This window comes from Flavobacterium sp. 103, assembly GCF_003096795.1.
Taxonomy (GTDB): domain Bacteria; phylum Bacteroidota; class Bacteroidia; order Flavobacteriales; family Flavobacteriaceae; genus Flavobacterium.
Genome location: NZ_QENX01000001.1, coordinates 510304 through 527483 on the forward strand (window position 1 = coordinate 510304; position 17180 = coordinate 527483).

Annotated in this window: 11 protein-coding genes; 9 read left to right on the forward strand and 2 right to left on the reverse strand. The window is 36.5% G+C overall.

The features are described 5' to 3' along the window. Positions 1-108: 108 nt before the first annotated feature. The 9 genes from purL to C8C85_RS02040 all read left to right on the forward strand — a co-directional run bounded on the left by purL (position 109) and on the right by C8C85_RS02040 (position 14949). Positions 109-3768, forward strand: coding sequence for a phosphoribosylformylglycinamidine synthase (gene purL / locus C8C85_RS02000; RefSeq protein ID WP_116795575.1), 3660 nt, complete (start codon positions 109-111; stop codon positions 3766-3768). 115 nt (positions 3769-3883) lie between these two features. Next, a complete protein-coding gene (locus C8C85_RS02005) occupies positions 3884-4765 on the forward strand; it encodes a hypothetical protein (RefSeq protein WP_116795576.1) in 882 nt (293 codons plus the stop codon). A 110-nt stretch (positions 4766-4875) separates the two neighbouring features. Continuing rightward, positions 4876-5319 (forward strand): hypothetical protein, encoded by a 444-nt coding sequence (locus C8C85_RS02010; protein ID WP_116795577.1) that lies wholly within the window; start codon positions 4876-4878, stop codon positions 5317-5319. A gap of 238 nt (positions 5320-5557) precedes the next feature. Further along, the gene (locus C8C85_RS02015) at positions 5558-7339 is read left to right on the forward strand and encodes an AMP-dependent synthetase/ligase (RefSeq protein WP_116795578.1); all 1782 of its coding nucleotides are present in this window, start codon (positions 5558-5560) and stop codon (positions 7337-7339) included. A gap of 273 nt (positions 7340-7612) precedes the next feature. Then, positions 7613-8662, forward strand: coding sequence for a proline iminopeptidase-family hydrolase (locus C8C85_RS02020; RefSeq protein ID WP_116795579.1), 1050 nt, complete (start codon positions 7613-7615; stop codon positions 8660-8662). Positions 8663-8878: 216 nt separating this feature from the next. Then, on the forward strand, positions 8879-9346 hold the full coding sequence (locus tag C8C85_RS02025) for a MarR family winged helix-turn-helix transcriptional regulator (RefSeq protein ID WP_116795580.1): 468 nt from the start codon (positions 8879-8881) through the stop codon (positions 9344-9346). Further along, positions 9330-11720, forward strand: a complete 2391-nt coding sequence (locus tag C8C85_RS02030) for a 3-hydroxyacyl-CoA dehydrogenase/enoyl-CoA hydratase family protein (RefSeq protein ID WP_116795581.1) — start codon at positions 9330-9332, stop codon at positions 11718-11720. Before C8C85_RS02025 ends, C8C85_RS02030 begins: the two co-directional genes overlap by 17 nt. A gap of 89 nt (positions 11721-11809) precedes the next feature. Further along, entirely contained in the window at positions 11810-12991 is a 1182-nt protein-coding gene (locus C8C85_RS02035) for an acetyl-CoA C-acyltransferase (RefSeq protein WP_116795582.1), read from the forward strand. A 167-nt stretch (positions 12992-13158) separates the two neighbouring features. Then, entirely contained in the window at positions 13159-14949 is a 1791-nt protein-coding gene (locus tag C8C85_RS02040) for an acyl-CoA dehydrogenase family protein (RefSeq protein WP_116795583.1), read from the forward strand. A 117-nt stretch (positions 14950-15066) separates the two neighbouring features. Here the strand turns inward: C8C85_RS02040 and C8C85_RS02045 are convergent, their stop codons facing one another. Together C8C85_RS02045 and C8C85_RS02050 are read right to left on the reverse strand one after the other, a co-directional pair. After that, complete coding sequence (locus C8C85_RS02045; RefSeq protein ID WP_116795584.1) at positions 15067-15693, reverse strand: CatB-related O-acetyltransferase; 627 nt, start codon at positions 15691-15693, stop codon at positions 15067-15069. A 406-nt stretch (positions 15694-16099) separates the two neighbouring features. Continuing rightward, positions 16100-17173 carry an AI-2E family transporter gene (locus C8C85_RS02050; protein WP_116795585.1) on the reverse strand — a complete coding sequence of 358 codons (1074 nt, stop codon included), beginning with the start codon at positions 17171-17173 and terminating at the stop codon, positions 16100-16102. Between the last annotated feature and the right edge of the window lie 7 nt (positions 17174-17180).

Here is a 17180-nt window from a genome sequence, read left to right on the forward strand (position 1 = left end):
GTCTATCTCTTTATCAATCTAATTTTTCAAAGACTTTGCTTTTCACATTTGCTCTTACTATATATTTAACCTAAATTTGCACCGTTAAATACAACAAACTACACAACAATGATCCATTTCTTTGAAAACCAAAGCAAAACTGTTTTTGCAGTACAAACGCAAAACGAAATTTCGGCTCAAGACATTTCAAAACTTAACTGGCTTTTTGCAGATGCAAATAAAATAGAAAAATCCGTTTTGTCGGATTTTTTTGTTGGACCACGTGCCACAATGATTACCCCTTGGAGTACCAATGCGGTAGAAATCACCCAAAATATGGGAATTTCAGGAATCATTCGTATTGAAGAATTCCAGAAAGCAACGGCCGATTTCAATGATTTTGATCCAATGCTTTCCCAAAAATACACCGAGTTGAATCAAGATATTTTCACGATTCACATTCAGCCTGAAGCTATTTTGAATATTGATGATATTGCTGCTTATAACAAAACAGAAGGCTTGTCTTTGAGTCAGGAAGAAGTAGAATATTTGGATAATTTGTCAACTAAATTAGGTAGAAAATTAACGGATTCAGAGATTTTCGCTTTCTCTCAAGCCAATTCAGAGCACTGTCGTCACAAAATTTTCAATGGAACTTTTGTTATTGACGGTGTGGAAAAAGAAACTTCTCTTTTTAAATTAATCAAAAAAACATCTCAGGAAAATCCTAACGATATTGTTTCGGCTTACAAAGACAACGTTGCTTTTGTAAAAGGACCAAGAGTACAGCAATTTGCTCCAAAAACTGCCGACAAACCTGATTTTTACGAAATAAAAGAATTTGATTCGGTTATCTCTTTAAAAGCAGAAACTCACAATTTTCCAACCACTGTGGAGCCTTTCAACGGAGCTGCAACAGGATCAGGAGGCGAAATTCGTGATCGTTTGGCTGGAGGACAAGGTTCTTTGCCAATGGCAGGAACGGCTGTTTATATGACTTCTTACTCTCGTTTATCAGCAAACAGACCTTGGGAAGACGCCGTTGCCGAAAGAAAATGGTTGTATCAAACTCCAATGGATATCTTAATAAAAGCTTCAAACGGAGCATCTGATTTCGGAAATAAATTTGGACAGCCGCTTATTACCGGTTCGGTTTTGACTTTTGAACATGAAGAAAACAACCGCAAAATTGGTTACGATAAAGTAATCATGCAAGCAGGTGGAATTGGTTACGGAAAATTAGATCAAGCCATTAAACACAAACCAAAAGAAGGAGACAAAATCGTTATCCTTGGTGGTGAAAATTATAGAATTGGAATGGGTGGTGCTGCCGTTTCATCAGCAGATACAGGTGCTTTTGGCTCAGGAATTGAATTAAATGCCATTCAACGTTCCAACCCAGAAATGCAAAAACGTGCTGCCAACGCCATTCGTGGTTTGGTAGAAAGTGACAATAACCCAATCGTTTCTATTCACGATCACGGTGCGGGCGGACACTTAAACTGTCTTTCTGAATTGGTAGAAGAAACAGGAGGATTAATTGATTTGGACAAATTGCCTGTTGGAGACCCGACACTTTCTGCAAAAGAAATTATCGGTAACGAATCTCAAGAAAGAATGGGATTGGTTATTGGTAAAAAAGACATCGACATTTTACAACGAATTGCTGACAGAGAACGCTCTCCAATGTACCAGGTGGGTGATGTAACTGCCGATCATCGTTTTACTTTCGAATCAAAAACCACTGGTTTAAAACCGATGGATTATGCTTTGGAAGATTTCTTCGGAAGTTCTCCAAAAACGATAATGACAGACAAAACCATCGATTACAACTATGGCGGTTTAGAATATAACGTAAAAAATATAGCAACATACTTGGAGCAAGTACTGCAATTGGAAGCTGTTGCCTGTAAAGACTGGCTGACAAACAAAGTCGATCGTTGTGTTGGCGGAAAAGTAGCCAAACAACAATGTGCTGGACCATTGCAATTGCCATTGAACAATTGTGGTGTTATGGCTTTGGATTATCAAGGAAAAGAAGGAGTTGCAACCTCAATTGGACACTCTCCTATCGCCTCTTTGATTGACCCTGTTGCAGGAACAAGAACAGCAATTGCCGAGTCATTATCAAACATCGTTTGGGCTCCCATTAAAGACGGGTTGAAAGGAATTTCATTGTCTGCAAACTGGATGTGGGCTTGCAAAAACGAAGGTGAAGATGCTCGTTTGTACGCCGCCGTTGAAGCCTGTTCAGATTTTGCAATCGAATTGGGAATCAATATTCCGACAGGAAAAGATTCACTTTCGATGAAACAAAAATATCCAAACGACGAAGTAATTGCACCGGGAACGGTAATTATTTCTGCTGGAGGTAACTGTATCGACATTAGAAAAGTTGTTGAACCTATTTTGCAAAAAGACGGAGGTTCTATTTATTATATTAATTTGTCCCAAGACGACTTCAAACTAGGAGGTTCTTCATTGGCACAAACACTGAATGCAATCGGAAACGATGCGCCAACAATTAAAGACGCTGCTTTTTTCAAAAATGCATTCAATACTCTTCAAGAATTGATTTTAGACAATCAGATTTTGGCTGGACACGATATCGGAAGCGGTGGTTTGATTACTACTTTATTGGAAATGTGTTTTGCTGATGTGAATTTAGGAGCAAAAATTGATTTCTCTGTTTTTGAAGAAAAAGATATTATTAAATACCTATTCTCTGAAAATATCGCGGTTGTTTTCCAAGCTAATTCAGATGAAGCTGTTGAAGCTAAATTGAAAGCAAACGGAGTATCATTCTTCAAATTAGGAAATGCAACAAGCGAAGCTACTTTAGACTTTGGTCCTTGTAAATTGGATATTGCGAAATACAGAGACATTTGGTTCAAGACTTCTTTCTTGTTAGACCAAAAACAATCTAAAAACGGAACTGCCCAAGCACGTTTCGACAATTATAAAAACCAAGTATTAAACTATACTTTCCCAGCTCATTTTACAGGAAAAAAACCTGCAATTGATACTTCAAAACCACGTCCAAAAGCAGCTATCATCCGTGAAAAAGGAAGTAATTCCGAGCGTGAAATGGCGAATGCAATGTATTTGGCAGGTTTTGACGTAAAAGACGTTCACATGACCGATTTGATTTCGGGACGTGAAAACCTGGAAGACATTCAATTCATCGGAGCTGTTGGAGGATTCTCTAATTCAGATGTTTTGGGTTCTGCCAAAGGTTGGGCCGGAGCATTCAAATACAACGAAAAAGCAAATACGGCATTGAAAAACTTCTTCAAAAGAGAAGACACTTTATCTGTTGGAATCTGTAACGGTTGTCAGTTATTCATGGAATTGGAAGTAATAAACCCAGAGCATGAAGTTCACGGAAAAATGCTTCATAACGACAGCCACAAACACGAAAGTATTTTTACTTCGGTAACTATTCAGGAAAACAAATCGGTAATGTTATCGACTTTGGCGGGAAGCACACTTGGAGTTTGGGTTTCGCATGGTGAAGGAAAATTCAATTTGCCATACGCAGAAGACCAATACAACATCGTTGGAAAATACGGTTATGAAGAATATCCTGCCAATCCAAATGGATCGGCTTTCAACACCGCAATGATGTGTGACAAAACAGGTCGCCACTTGGTAATGATGCCACACATTGAGCGTTCCACTTTCCAATGGAACTGGGCACATTATCCAAAAGACAGAAATGACGAGGTTACCCCTTGGCACGAAGCCTTTGTGAATGCAAAAAAATGGATAGACAATACAAACAAGTAAGATTTTAATAATTAAAATTTTATTTCCAAATAAAGCCCGTCTCTAACTTTTTTCAGAGACGGGTTTTTCATGAAGATTTTTGCCCTAAAATCTGAATTAACCTAAAAAACCACCAATGAATACCATCAAAAACCTTATTATTATAAGCCTCCTACTTTTAATAAATCCAGTATTTGCACAAATTTCAGATGAATCCTTAAAAATTAATCCCCTATTAGAATTGTTTGGTTCTAATGCAAAAACTCTAGGTCTTAAAGGAAATGTAACCCAAATGCATGAGCAGCAATTTTTGATAAACTCAAAAGGGAACGTAACAGGTGATTCTGAATTGATCAATAATTTTTATAAATTTTATCCCGAAGGTTCAACCAAAGAGTTTGAGCAAAATTATAAGTATGTGCTCTCAAAAAAGCACTTTTTCAGCTACACCAACAAAGGTTATATTTCGCATATAGATATCGAGACTGTCAATGTTGGCAAAAATAAAGATACAACCGAAACCAATTTGGAGAATGAAACTCAAACTCCAGATTTTTCTATGGCTGATTACAAATATGTACAAAAGAAAAACATTTTGTACAAAGGAGAAGAAGTTATCAAAAGTTCGCCAAAAAAGGCAACTACCAGAAATGAGTACTTTTATCATTTCAATGATGATAACCAAATCTTCCAGATTGATTACCAACCTACAGATTTATCCACAAAATACATCTACGATTCTAATGCACTGGTAAAAGAAGTGCATACCATTAAATCAGGCATTTTATCCCATAAAAATATTTATAAATACGACCATAATAATAGGCTAATCAAGATTTCAACAATTAATTCTGATAACAATACAAAATACCCAAACAAAGAAATCATTTTGACCTACAAACTTGACGAAAAAGGAAACGTAATCGAAAAAAAAATGGTGACCTATCTTTATAACAATAAAGGTACCAAGGAGTTTCTTGAAGGATTTTTAATTTTATATAATTATACCTACTTGTAGTTTTTTATCTAAAATTCCGTTTGTATCTTAGCCAAAAGAATAAACATTTAACCTTACCTAAAAAGCAACGCCCCTTGCTTTTTAGACTTTTTTAAAATCAACCTACACCCATGAAAAAAATTACTTTGCTGCTTGCTGCACTTGTATTAAGTGCAACACATTCCTATGCCCAAATTAAAGTTACCAAAATCAGAAACAAGGACAAAGACCACTATATCGCTACAGTCATTGGCTATCCTGTTACCGGTCTTTATACTTTTGTAAATCAAGTTGAGCCTATAACAATCCTCAATGCTGACGGCACAGGAATTATGCAAAATGAAAATCTTGTAAAAGAAAATATCCTTTGGGGAATTGAATGTTCGGAATCTGGAGTTCCTATTTTTAAAGAAGGATTCAATAGTGCTTCTTACTCTTTTTGGTATAAAAAAAGTGATACGACCAAATCAAAATCAGAGGATGAAAACGAATGGATTTTACAACAATTTTCAATTCATCATGACAAAATGAAGATGTTCATTTCTGGAGAGAGAGTAAAAGAATATATCGAATAACAATATTCTGTATCAAAAACCGTAAATACTTGTATATCTCCTGTTTCGCAAATTATTTTACTCCAAAACCAATTAAAAAAGCGTTTTTCTAAACTCAATTCATCTAATTTAAACAATTTTAAGAAATCGATTTCGTTGATTACCAATAATGTAATTATATTAATCGTAATTAATCATTAGAAAATAAAAATTATTATTAATTTTTATTTAATTTGCGAAAAAATTTAACAATCATACAATGAGAACGATTACCCGTCTTTTTGATTTCCCTTACTATCAGCTTGAAAATTACAACAAATTAGATGCTTTGGTTACCAAGCAAGGTGATGTTTGGGTAAAAACCTCAACCCAAGAATATCTTGATAAAGCCAATGCAATTTCTAGGGCATTGCTAAGGATGGGCATACAAAAAGACGACAAAATAGCTATCATTTCAAGCAACAATAGAACGGAATGGCATATCATGGACATTGGTATTTTACAAACCGGCGCCCAAAACGTGCCGATTTATCCAACTATTGCTCAAGAAGATTATGAATATATTCTAAATCATTCTGAAGCTATGTATGTATTTGTTTCGGATATTGAAGTATACAATAAAGTAAATAATATAAAGGCGAATGTACCTTCCCTAAAAGAGGTTTTTTCATTCAATGAAATTGGGGGATGCAGAAACTGGACTGAATTATTAAATTTAGGTGAAGACAAAAGTAATCAAGATGTTGTTGAAGATAGAAAAAACAATGTAAAACCAGACGATTTAGCGACTATCATTTATACATCTGGGACAACAGGACGACCAAAAGGAGTTATGCTGTCACACAGAAATATTGTTTCAAATGTGCTTAACAGTGCTTCCAGAATTCCATTTGAAGCAGGAAAAAGTGTGGCATTGAGTTTCCTTCCTATCTGCCATATTTTCGAAAGAATGATTTTGTATCTATATCAATATTATGGTGTTTCAGTATATTTTGGAGAATCCATAGACAAGATCAGCAGTAATCTAAAAGAAGTAAGACCAACTGTAATTACTGCCGTACCTAGACTTTTGGAAAAAGTATACGATAGTATTCTTGCAAAAGGAACCGAATTGAAAGGAATTAAAAAAATGCTTTTCTTTTGGGCTATCGATTTAGGACTGCGTTACGAGCCTTATGGAGCCAATGGTTTTTGGTATGAATTCCAATTAAAAATTGCCCGCAAACTAATTTTCAGCAAATGGAAAGAAGGTTTGGGAGGTAACTTAGATTTAATGGTTTCCGGAAGTGCCGCTTTACAGAAAAGATTATCACGCGTATTTGCCGCTGCCGAAATTCCAGTTATGGAAGGTTATGGATTGACCGAAACTTCTCCTGTAATTACTGTAAATGACATGAGAAATAGAGGATTCAAAGTTGGGACTGTTGGAAAATCCATTGACAACGTTGAAGTAAAAATTGCCGAAGACGGTGAAATTCTTTGCAAAGGTCCAAATGTTATGATAGGTTATTACAAAGATCCTGAAAAAACAGCCGAAGCTATCATTGACGGATATTTCCATACGGGAGATATTGGTAATGTTGATCAAAACGGATTTTTGACCATTACAGACCGCAAGAAAGAAATGTTTAAAACTTCTGGAGGAAAATACATTGCACCTCAAATTATCGAAAACACCATGAAACAATCTCGTTTTATCGAGCAGATTATGGTTATTGGTGATGGAGAAAAAATGCCAGCTGCGTTCATTCAACCTAGTTTTGAGTTCATCAAAGAATGGGAAAAACTTCACGGAATTGAAGTTGGAAAGACAAACCAAGATATAATTTCAAATCCAAAAGTAATTGCCCGTATTCAGGAAGAAATTGACCATATCAATCCAAAATTTGGAAATTGGGAACAAGTAAAACGTTTCGAATTAACGCCAGATGTTTGGTCAATTGACGGTGGACACCTTACTCCTACTCTAAAATTAAAAAGAAAAATCATATTGGAAATTTACAAAAAACAATATGAAAAAATATACGGTCATCCGCTGTAGACTTTTATATTTAAAAAACCTCAAAGTCCTGATAGTTACTATCGGGACTTTTTTTTGTATTTAAAATCTTCTTATCTTCACAATTAATTAAAAATAACAGTTACGGTTTCATGCAATGAATGTATTTGAATCAAACTCTCACAAAGGCGCTAAGACGCAAAGAGAAGGTTTATAAACTTTGCGCCTTTGCGCCTTTGCGCCTTTGCGTCTTTGCGAGAAAAAAACATTACGTGATAACTGCCATAATCTATTAAAAACAAAAAATATCAACGCATGAAAATCAAAATCTACACTATGCTTTTCATCAGCCTACTTTTAATTATTGGCTGTAAAGAAAAAACCGAAGACACCATAAAAGCCAATTACCTTGATTTTTCCAAAAGGGATGACCAATTTACGGGCGGTATCAAAATTATTCCTATCACCACTCCAAAAGGGACTTTCAAAGTTTGGACAAAAACTGTGGGAAACAATCCAACCATAAAAGTGCTGTTGCTTCACGGAGGTCCAGGTCTCACCCATGAACTGTATGAGTCATTTGACGGCTATTTCCCGAACGAAAGTATCGAATACATCTACTATGATCAATTGGGTTCTTATTACAGCGATCAGCCGAACGACAACAGTCTGTGGACAAATGAACGATTTGTGGAAGAAGTGGAACAGGTTCGAAAAGCACTCGGTTGTGACAATACCAATTTTTATGTTTTGGGACAATCCTGGGGTGGAATCCTGGCTATGGAATACGCCTTGAAATACCAAAAAAATCTCAAAGGGCTCATTATTTCCAATATGATGGCAAGCGCACCTGCTTACAACAAATATGCCGAAGAAGTTCTTGGGCCAAAACTCCCAAAAACTGTTTTTGACCAAATAAAAACATTCGAAAAAAACAAGGATTACACCAATCCAAAATACACCGAACTGCTTTTTAAATATTATTATACCGAACATATTTTAAGAATGCCTATTGACAAATGGCCAGAATCCATTAATAGATGCTTCAAACACATCAATCCTAATGTGTATGTATATATGCAAGGACCGAGTGAATTTGGAATTACAGGAAATGCCACTTTAAAAGATTGGGATGTCACTGCCCGACTTAAAACAATTACCGTTCCTACTTTGGTTATTGGTGCCAAATACGACACGATGGATCCCAAACACATGGAATGGATGTCTCACGAAGTACAAAATGGACGCTTTTTATTTTGCCCTAACGGAAGCCACCTTTCGCAATACGATGATCAAAAAAATTATTTTAAAGGGGTGATTCAATTTTTGAGGGATGTGGATAGTGGGGATTTTAAGAAGGGATAATTCATTTTTTTTTAAATGAATTACAAATAAATTTTCTAACTCAAAAAAACCATCAATTTTGTTAAAACAAGAAAATACTGCGCATGCATAATATTTCCCAAACTCCTTATTTTAAAGGAGTTTTTTATTTATATTTATAAAAAATTAAAAAAAAACAAATTTTATTATGCATGCATAGTATTTTTTTTATTACATTTGAAATCGATATAGTAGAATATGAAAAACAAAACAATAGATTATATCTTAAGAGCAACTTGGCAAGCCGTATCCAGAATGTATAACGAAGAAGCTCATAAATATGATGCTACGATGGCAACTGGATTTGCATTATTAAGCATTGACAGAGAAGAAGGAACACCTTCAACAGCATTAGGGCCAAGAATGGGAATGGAGGCTACAAGCTTGACCAGAACCTTAAAATCAATGGAGGAAAAAGGGCTAATAATTAGAAAGAAAAATCCAGAAGACGGCAGAGGAGTTTTGATTTACCTAACCGATTTTGGAAAAGAAAAAAGAGAGCTTTCTAAGAATACTGTTTTGAAATTTAATGAATCCGTGAGAAAACACATCTCGGAAGAAAAGATAAATAACTTCATAGAAGTTGCAGAAATTATCAACGAACTAATTCAGAATAAAAACATATTTAATCAACAAGAAAACAGTAATGATGAAACGCACCATTAAAAAAGTAGCAGTAATTGGATCCGGAATTATGGGTTCGGGAATTGCTTGTCATTTTGCCAACATTGGAGTCGAAGTCTTACTTTTGGACATTGTGCCAAGAGAATTGACTGATGCCGAAACCAAAAAAGGGCTTACGCTTGAAAGTAAAATTGTTCGCAACCGTGTGGTAAACGAACATTTGGCCAACTCATTAAAATCGAAGCCCTCTCCTATTTACAGTCAAAAATTCGCCAGCCGAATCACCACTGGAAATACTACGGACGATATGGCTAAGATTGCCAATGTAGATTGGATTATCGAAGTGGTTGTGGAGCGTTTGGACATCAAAAAATTGGTTTTTGAGCAAATTGAAAAATTCAAAAAACCGGGAACTTTGGTAACATCAAATACTTCTGGTATTCCAATTCATTTCATGAGCGAAGGACGTAGCGAAGATTTTCAAAAACATTTCTGCGGAACTCACTTTTTTAACCCAGCGCGTTACTTAAAATTATTCGAAATTATTCCTGGTCCACAAACTTCTTCTGAGGTTTTGGATTTCTTAACCATATACGGAGAGAAATTCTTGGGTAAAACTTCAGTTGTTGCCAAAGATACTCCAGCATTTATCGGAAACCGTATTGGTATTTACGGAATCCAAAGTTTGTTCCATTTGGTAAAAGAATTGGGATTGACTATTGAAGAGGTCGATAAATTGACTGGCCCGGTTATTGGTCGTCCAAAATCGGCTACTTTTAGAACTGTGGATGTTGTTGGATTGGATACTTTGGTGCATGTTGCCAACGGAATCTATGAAAACTGCCCAACAGACGAACAACACGAATTGTTCAAACTTCCTGAATTTGTCAACAAAATGATGGAAAACAAATGGTACGGAAGTAAAACAGGCCAAGGTTTCTACAAAAAAGTAGACAAAGACATTCTTTCTTTGGACTTGGATACTCTTGAATACCGTCCTGCCAAAAGAGCTTCTTTTGCTACTTTGGAATTAACAAAAACAATCGACAAACCAATCAACAGATTTAAAGTTTTGGTTAAAGGAAAAGACAAAGCGGGTGAATTCTACAGAAAAAGTTTCTCTGGAATGTTTGCTTACGTTTCCAACCGTATTCCTGAAATCTCTGATGAGTTATACAAAATAGACGATGCCATGAAAGCTGGTTTTGGATGGGAAAATGGTCCATTCGAAATTTGGGACGCTATTGGTGTTCAAAATGGAATCGAAATCATGAAAGCCGAAGGTCTTGAACCTGCTGCTTGGGTTACCGAAATGCTTGCTTCTGGAAGTACAAGTTTTTACAGCATCAAAGAAGGTGCAACTTATTTCTATAATATTCCAACAAAATCGCAAACTAAAGTTCCTGGACAAGATGCATTCATAATCCTGAACAACATTCGCGAAAGCAAAAAAGTTTGGAGTAATAGTGGTGCTATCATCCAAGATTTAGGAGATGGAATCTTGAACTTAGAATTCCAATCCAAAATGAATACTATTGGTGGTGACGTTTTAGCTGCGATCAATAAAGCGATAGATTTATCCGAAAAAGAATACCAAGGTTTAGTTATTGGAAACCAAGCAGCAAATTTCTCTGTTGGTGCCAATATAGGAATGATATTTATGATGGCTGTGGAGCAAGAATATGATGAGTTGAATATGGCCATCAAAATGTTCCAAGACACGATGATGCGTGTGCGTTATTCTGGAATTCCTGTCGTAGTTGCTCCTCACGGAATGACTTTTGGTGGTGGTTGCGAAATGAGTTTACATGCTGACAAAGTGGTTGCTGCTGCAGAAACTTATATGGGATTAGTTGAATTTGGTGTTGGGGTAATTCCTGGCGGTGGAGGTTCGAAAGAATTGGCCATGCGTGCATCAGATCTATTCCGTAAAAACGATGTGGAATTGAATGTTTTACAAGAATATTTCATGACCATCGCTATGGCAAAAGTATCAACTTCGGCTTACGAAGCTTTTGACACAGGACTTTTACAACACGGTAAAGATATTGTGGTGGTAAACAAAGACCGTCAAATTGCAGAAGCCAAAAAACATGCGTTGTTAATGGCAGAAGCAGGTTATACACAACCTATCCGCAGAACTGATGTAAAAGTTTTGGGTAAACAAGCATTGGGAATGTTCTTGGTAGGAACTAACCAAATGGTTGCCGGTAAATACATCTCAGAGCACGATCTTAAAATTGCAAACAAACTGGCTTATGTTATGGCTGGTGGTGATTTATCTGAAGCTACATTGGTGTCTGAACAATATTTATTGGATATCGAACGTGAAGCTTTCTTGTCACTTTGCACCGAAAGAAAAACATTGGAACGTATCCAATTTATGTTAACCAAAGGGAAACCGCTTCGCAATTAGAGAATAGATGCAAGAAACAAGAAGCAAGACTTTAGAAATATCTTGCCTCTTGCCTCTTTCTTCTAATAAATCTTAAAAAACAAAAACAAATGAAAACAGCATATATAGTTAAAGCTTACCGTACTGCGGTAGGTAAAGCCCCAAAAGGAGTTTTTAGATTTAAAAGACCTGATGAGTTGGCTGCAGAAACCATTCAATACATGATGAATGAGTTACCTGATTTTGACAAAACACGTATTGACGACGTTATGGTAGGAAACGCCATGCCGGAAGCAGAACAAGGTTTGAACGTGGGACGTTTAATCTCTTTGATGGGATTAAAAGTAGACGATGTACCGGGTGTAACCGTAAACAGATATTGCGCTTCAGGATTGGAAACAATCGGAATGGCAACTGCCAAAATCCAATCAGGTATGGCACATTGCATCATTGCCGGTGGAGCCGAAAGCATGAGTTTTATTCCAATGGGAGGTTATAAACCTACTCCGGATTATGCTGTCGCAAAAGCGGGACACGAGGACTATTACTGGGGAATGGGATTGACATCGGAAGCGGTGGCGAAACAATTCAACATCTCTCGTGCAGACCAAGATGAATTTGCTTTTCAATCACACAACAAAGCATTGAAAGCGCAAGCAGAAGGTAAATTTGACAAACAAATTGTGCCTATTACAGTAGAGCAAACTTTTATCAATGAAAAGGGTAAAAAAGAAACTAAATCATACGTTGTAAACAAAGACGAAGGCCCTAGAGCTGGAACTTCATTGGAAGCATTGGCTGGTCTTAGAGCTGTTTTTGCTGCCGATGGAAGTGTAACAGCCGGTAACTCTTCACAAATGAGTGATGGTGCTGCTTTTGTACTGGTTATGAGCGAAGAAATGGTAAAAGAATTAAACCTTCAACCGATTGCTCGTCTGGTAAACTTCGCCTCTGCAGGTGTTGAGCCAAGAATTATGGGAATTGGTCCTGTAAAAGCAATTCCAAAAGCGTTGAAACAAGCGGGATTGACTCTGAATGATATTGATCTAATTGAATTGAACGAAGCTTTTGCTTCACAAGCATTGGCAGTTACTCGCGAATTGAACTTGAATCCCGATATTATCAATGTGAATGGTGGAGCGATTGCTTTAGGTCATCCTTTAGGTTGTACTGGAGCCAAATTATCTGTTCAATTGTTTGACGAGATGAAACGCAGAGGAAGCAAATACGGAATTGTTTCTATGTGTGTGGGAACTGGACAAGGTTCTGCGGGGATTTATGAGTTGATGTAAAAGCCCCCTAACCCCCGAAGGGGAATCACTAAAATTACCAACAAAAAATAAATTTACAAGTTCTTTAAAAAAAGTATAATCACATCTTTAACTTTATTTAGGTTAAAGAATTTAAAACCCTACTTACCCCTAGTAGGAATTCCCCCTTCGGGGGTTAGGGGGCTGATATGAGCGACAAAACAAGAGGTGGTCAATTCATCGTAAAAGAAACAAAATGTGAAGATATTTTCACACCAGAAGATTTCAATGAAGAGCAATTAATGATGCGTGACTCTGTAAAAGAGTTCGTTGATAAAGAATTGTGGGCACACAAAGATCGTTTTGAGAAAAAAGATTACGCTTATACACAAGAGTGTATGAAAAAAGCGGGAGATCTTGGTTTCTTGAGCGTAGCTGTACCGGAAGCTTATGGCGGAATGGGAATGGGATTTGTAAATACAGTTTTGGTATGTGATTATATTTCGGGGGCAACGGGTTCATTCTCGACTGCTTTTGGAGCGCACACCGGAATTGGAACAATGCCAATCACTCTTTACGGAACAGAAGAACAAAAACAAAAATACGTACCAAAATTAGCTTCTGGAGAATGGTTTGGAGCGTATTGCTTGACTGAACCAGGTGCTGGATCTGATGCTAATTCTGGAAAAACTAAAGCTGTTTTATCAGAAGACGGAAAAACATATTCGATCACTGGACAAAAAATGTGGATTTCGAATGCAGGATTCTGTTCTGTTTTTATCGTATTCGCAAGAATTGGTGACGACAAAAACATCACTGGATTTATCGTAGAAAACACTCCAGACAATGGAATCTCGATGAATGAAGAAGAGCATAAATTAGGTATTCGTGCTTCTTCTACTCGTCAGGTTTTCTTCAATGAGACTAAAGTTCCTGTTGAAAACATGTTGTCTGAAAGAGGAAATGGTTTCAAAATCGCAATGAACGCCTTGAATGTAGGACGTATCAAATTGGCAGCTGCTTGTTTGGACGCTCAACGTAGAGTAATCACAGGAGCGGTTCACTATTCTAATGAAAGAATCCAATTTAACACTGCAATTTCTCAGTTTGGAGCTATCCGTTCTAAATTGGCCGAGATGGCAACTTCTTGCTACGCTGGAGAAAGTGCTTCTTACCGTGCAGCAAAAGATATTGAAGATCGTATTACAGAGCGTGAAGCTGCTGGTGCATCTCACCAAGAATCAGAATTGAAAGGTGTTGAAGAATATGCTATCGAGTGTTCTATCTTGAAAGTTGCAGTTTCTGAAGACGTTCAAAATTGTGCTGATGAAGGAATTCAAATCTTTGGAGGAATGGGGTTCTCAGAAGACACTCCTATGGAAAGTGCTTGGAGAGATGCTCGTATTGCTCGTATCTACGAGGGAACAAACGAAATCAACAGAATGCTTTCTGTTGGTATGTTAATCAAAAAAGCAATGAAAGGTCACGTTGATTTACTAGGACCTGCTTCTAAAGTACAGGAAGAATTAATGGGAATTCCATCTTTTGAAACTCCTGATTATTCTGAATTGTTTGCTGAGGAAAAAGAAATGATTGGTAAATTGAAAAAAGCGTTCTTAATGGTTGCTGGTGGAGCCGTTCAAAAATACGGTCCAGACTTAGACGCTCACCAACAATTATTGATGGCTGCCTCAGATATCTTAATCGAAATCTATATGGCTGAAAGTACGATCTTAAGAACCGAAAAATTAGCCAAAACAAACGGTGCTGACAAAATCAAAGAACAAATCGCAATGGCACAATTATACTTGTACCAAGCAGTTGATATCATCACTCAAAAAGGAAAAGAAAGCATTATTTCTTTTGCCGAAGGAGATGAGCAACGTATGATGTTAATGGGATTACGTCGTTACACTAAATATACGAATATGCCAAATGTGGTTGGTTTAAGAGAAACAATCACAACTAAATTAGTTGCAGAAAACGCATACTGCTTCTAATTAAACAATCTTTTTTAGTTTTTATTTGTAAAAAGCCGCTATTGTCCCTGAATGACAAAGCGGCTTTTTTATGTGATGATGATTTGGTTTATTAAATAATCCTAACTGAAATTATTACTAATCACGCTCTAATTTATCAATATCTATATCCGTAAGGTTTCGAATATTTCTTGTGATTTTTTCAATGCTCCAATCCCACCATTTTAATTTTAAAAGCCTTTCGATAACATCATTTGAGAATCGTTTTTTGATTTCAGCTGCTGGATTTCCTCCGACAATTGTATAAGGTTCTACGTCTTTGATTACCGTTGCATTTGTAGCAATAATAGCACCGTCGCCGATGGTTACACCTGCCATAATGGTTGCATTATAACCTATCCAAACATCATTACCAATATGAATGTCACCTTTTTGTGGATATTGTTTTCCTTCCATAGCATTTTCCCAACCATTTCCAAAAATTGCAAACGGATACGTAGTTATAGCGTTTGTCAAATGATTGGCTCCGTTCATAATGAATTTCACATCAGAAGCAATCATACAAAATTTACCAATTATCAGTTTGTCACCAACAAAGTCGAAATGGTATTTTACATTTTTCTTAAAGTTCTCCACATTTTCAAAATCGTCATAATAGGTATAATCACCAACAATGATATTAGGATTTTTGATAACGTTTTTTAGAAAACAAAGGCGGTCATAATTTTGAAGTGGGAATTTTATATTCTTATTTGGGGCTGTCATTTTTAAATTTAGTTTATTGAATTTAAATTATTGTCCATTACATGCTCTAACCTTATCAAAACTTTCAAAAACAATTATTTTAATTATTTCCAAATGTATTAAATACTTATTAAAAGCCATAAAACATCTTAGTGATAACTTCAGTAAAAATGACTTTTAAAAAACAAACTTTTTCGCTTCTCCTTAGGTTATTAGAACCGCGTGAGGGATTACTTCACTGTATATTTATTTCATAAGGGTTCAGTCAATTTCATTTGAAGCTAGCTACCGAAGTAGCGCGGACAGACCGACAGCATAAAGCCACGGGGGCCAACTCACCGCTATAGATGAGTTGCCCCCCGTGGCTTTATGGCAACATGTCCACATGAGCTTTTTGCGCACTGATGAAGTAAATTATACTTATACTTTAGATTTCAGCTGAAGCACTTTCGGGTTTGTTATCCATCCAGGCGGCAAATAATTTATAGCCTATAGAAAATATGATTGGCCCCACAAATAAACCTACGAATCCAGACATCATGAATCCGCCGATTACACCAAGAAAAATAACCAACATAGGCACTAGCGCCCCTTTTCCTAATAGCAATGGTTTTAGGACGTTATCTGATAGTCCGCTTAGGACAAAAAACACTGACCATAAAGCTGCTGCGGTGGTATTATCCAATGAAAATAGATAGGCAATTACCCCAAGGTTGATAATGATGGGACCGACTTGGATAATGGAAAGCATCAAACAAATGACTGTTAGCACCCCCGCAAAAGGAATACCAGCACCAAAGAGCCCCACGGCTTGGATCAGGGTTTGGATAATGGCTACACCCAATATTCCTTTCACCACCTGATATACTGTTGACACTGAAATATCTAAAAATTCGTCACCTGAATCACCCGCAATTCTCTTGATGAAATTGGTTGCTAAATTTTGAGCACTAGTTGAAACCATCAATACTCCTGCAATAATTACGGAAAGAATTACCTGTAATAAAGCAACTGTAGAACTGAGTACGCTGCCCAGCAATTTTTTAGATAATTCTACAATTTGTTCTTTGTACTCGAGTACTCCAGCTTTTAGATCTGTGGATAATGAATAAAGAAAATCATAGGCTTTGTCTCCTACTAGAGGCCAGTCTTTGATGTTTTGACCTGGTGTTGCCACTTTCAAAGTACCATTCTCTACCCCTGTTTTTAATTCAGTTATACTTGCTGTAACCGAATTTACAAACAATACAGTTGGTGCAATAATGATTATCAATAAGGCTGCTGTTATTATAAATGAAGCAAGGCTTTTGCGACCCTTTAATTTTTTTTGCAAAAAATTGAAAGCAGGGTAGAATACAATAGCCAATATGATTGCCCAAAGAATTGGCATCATAAAAGGCAATAAAAGTTTGATACAAAATCCCAAAATTAGGAAAACTAGTCCTAGCTGTAAGATGACTTCAAAAATCTGTTTGCTTTTGTATGGGTTTGAATTTTCCATAAGAATT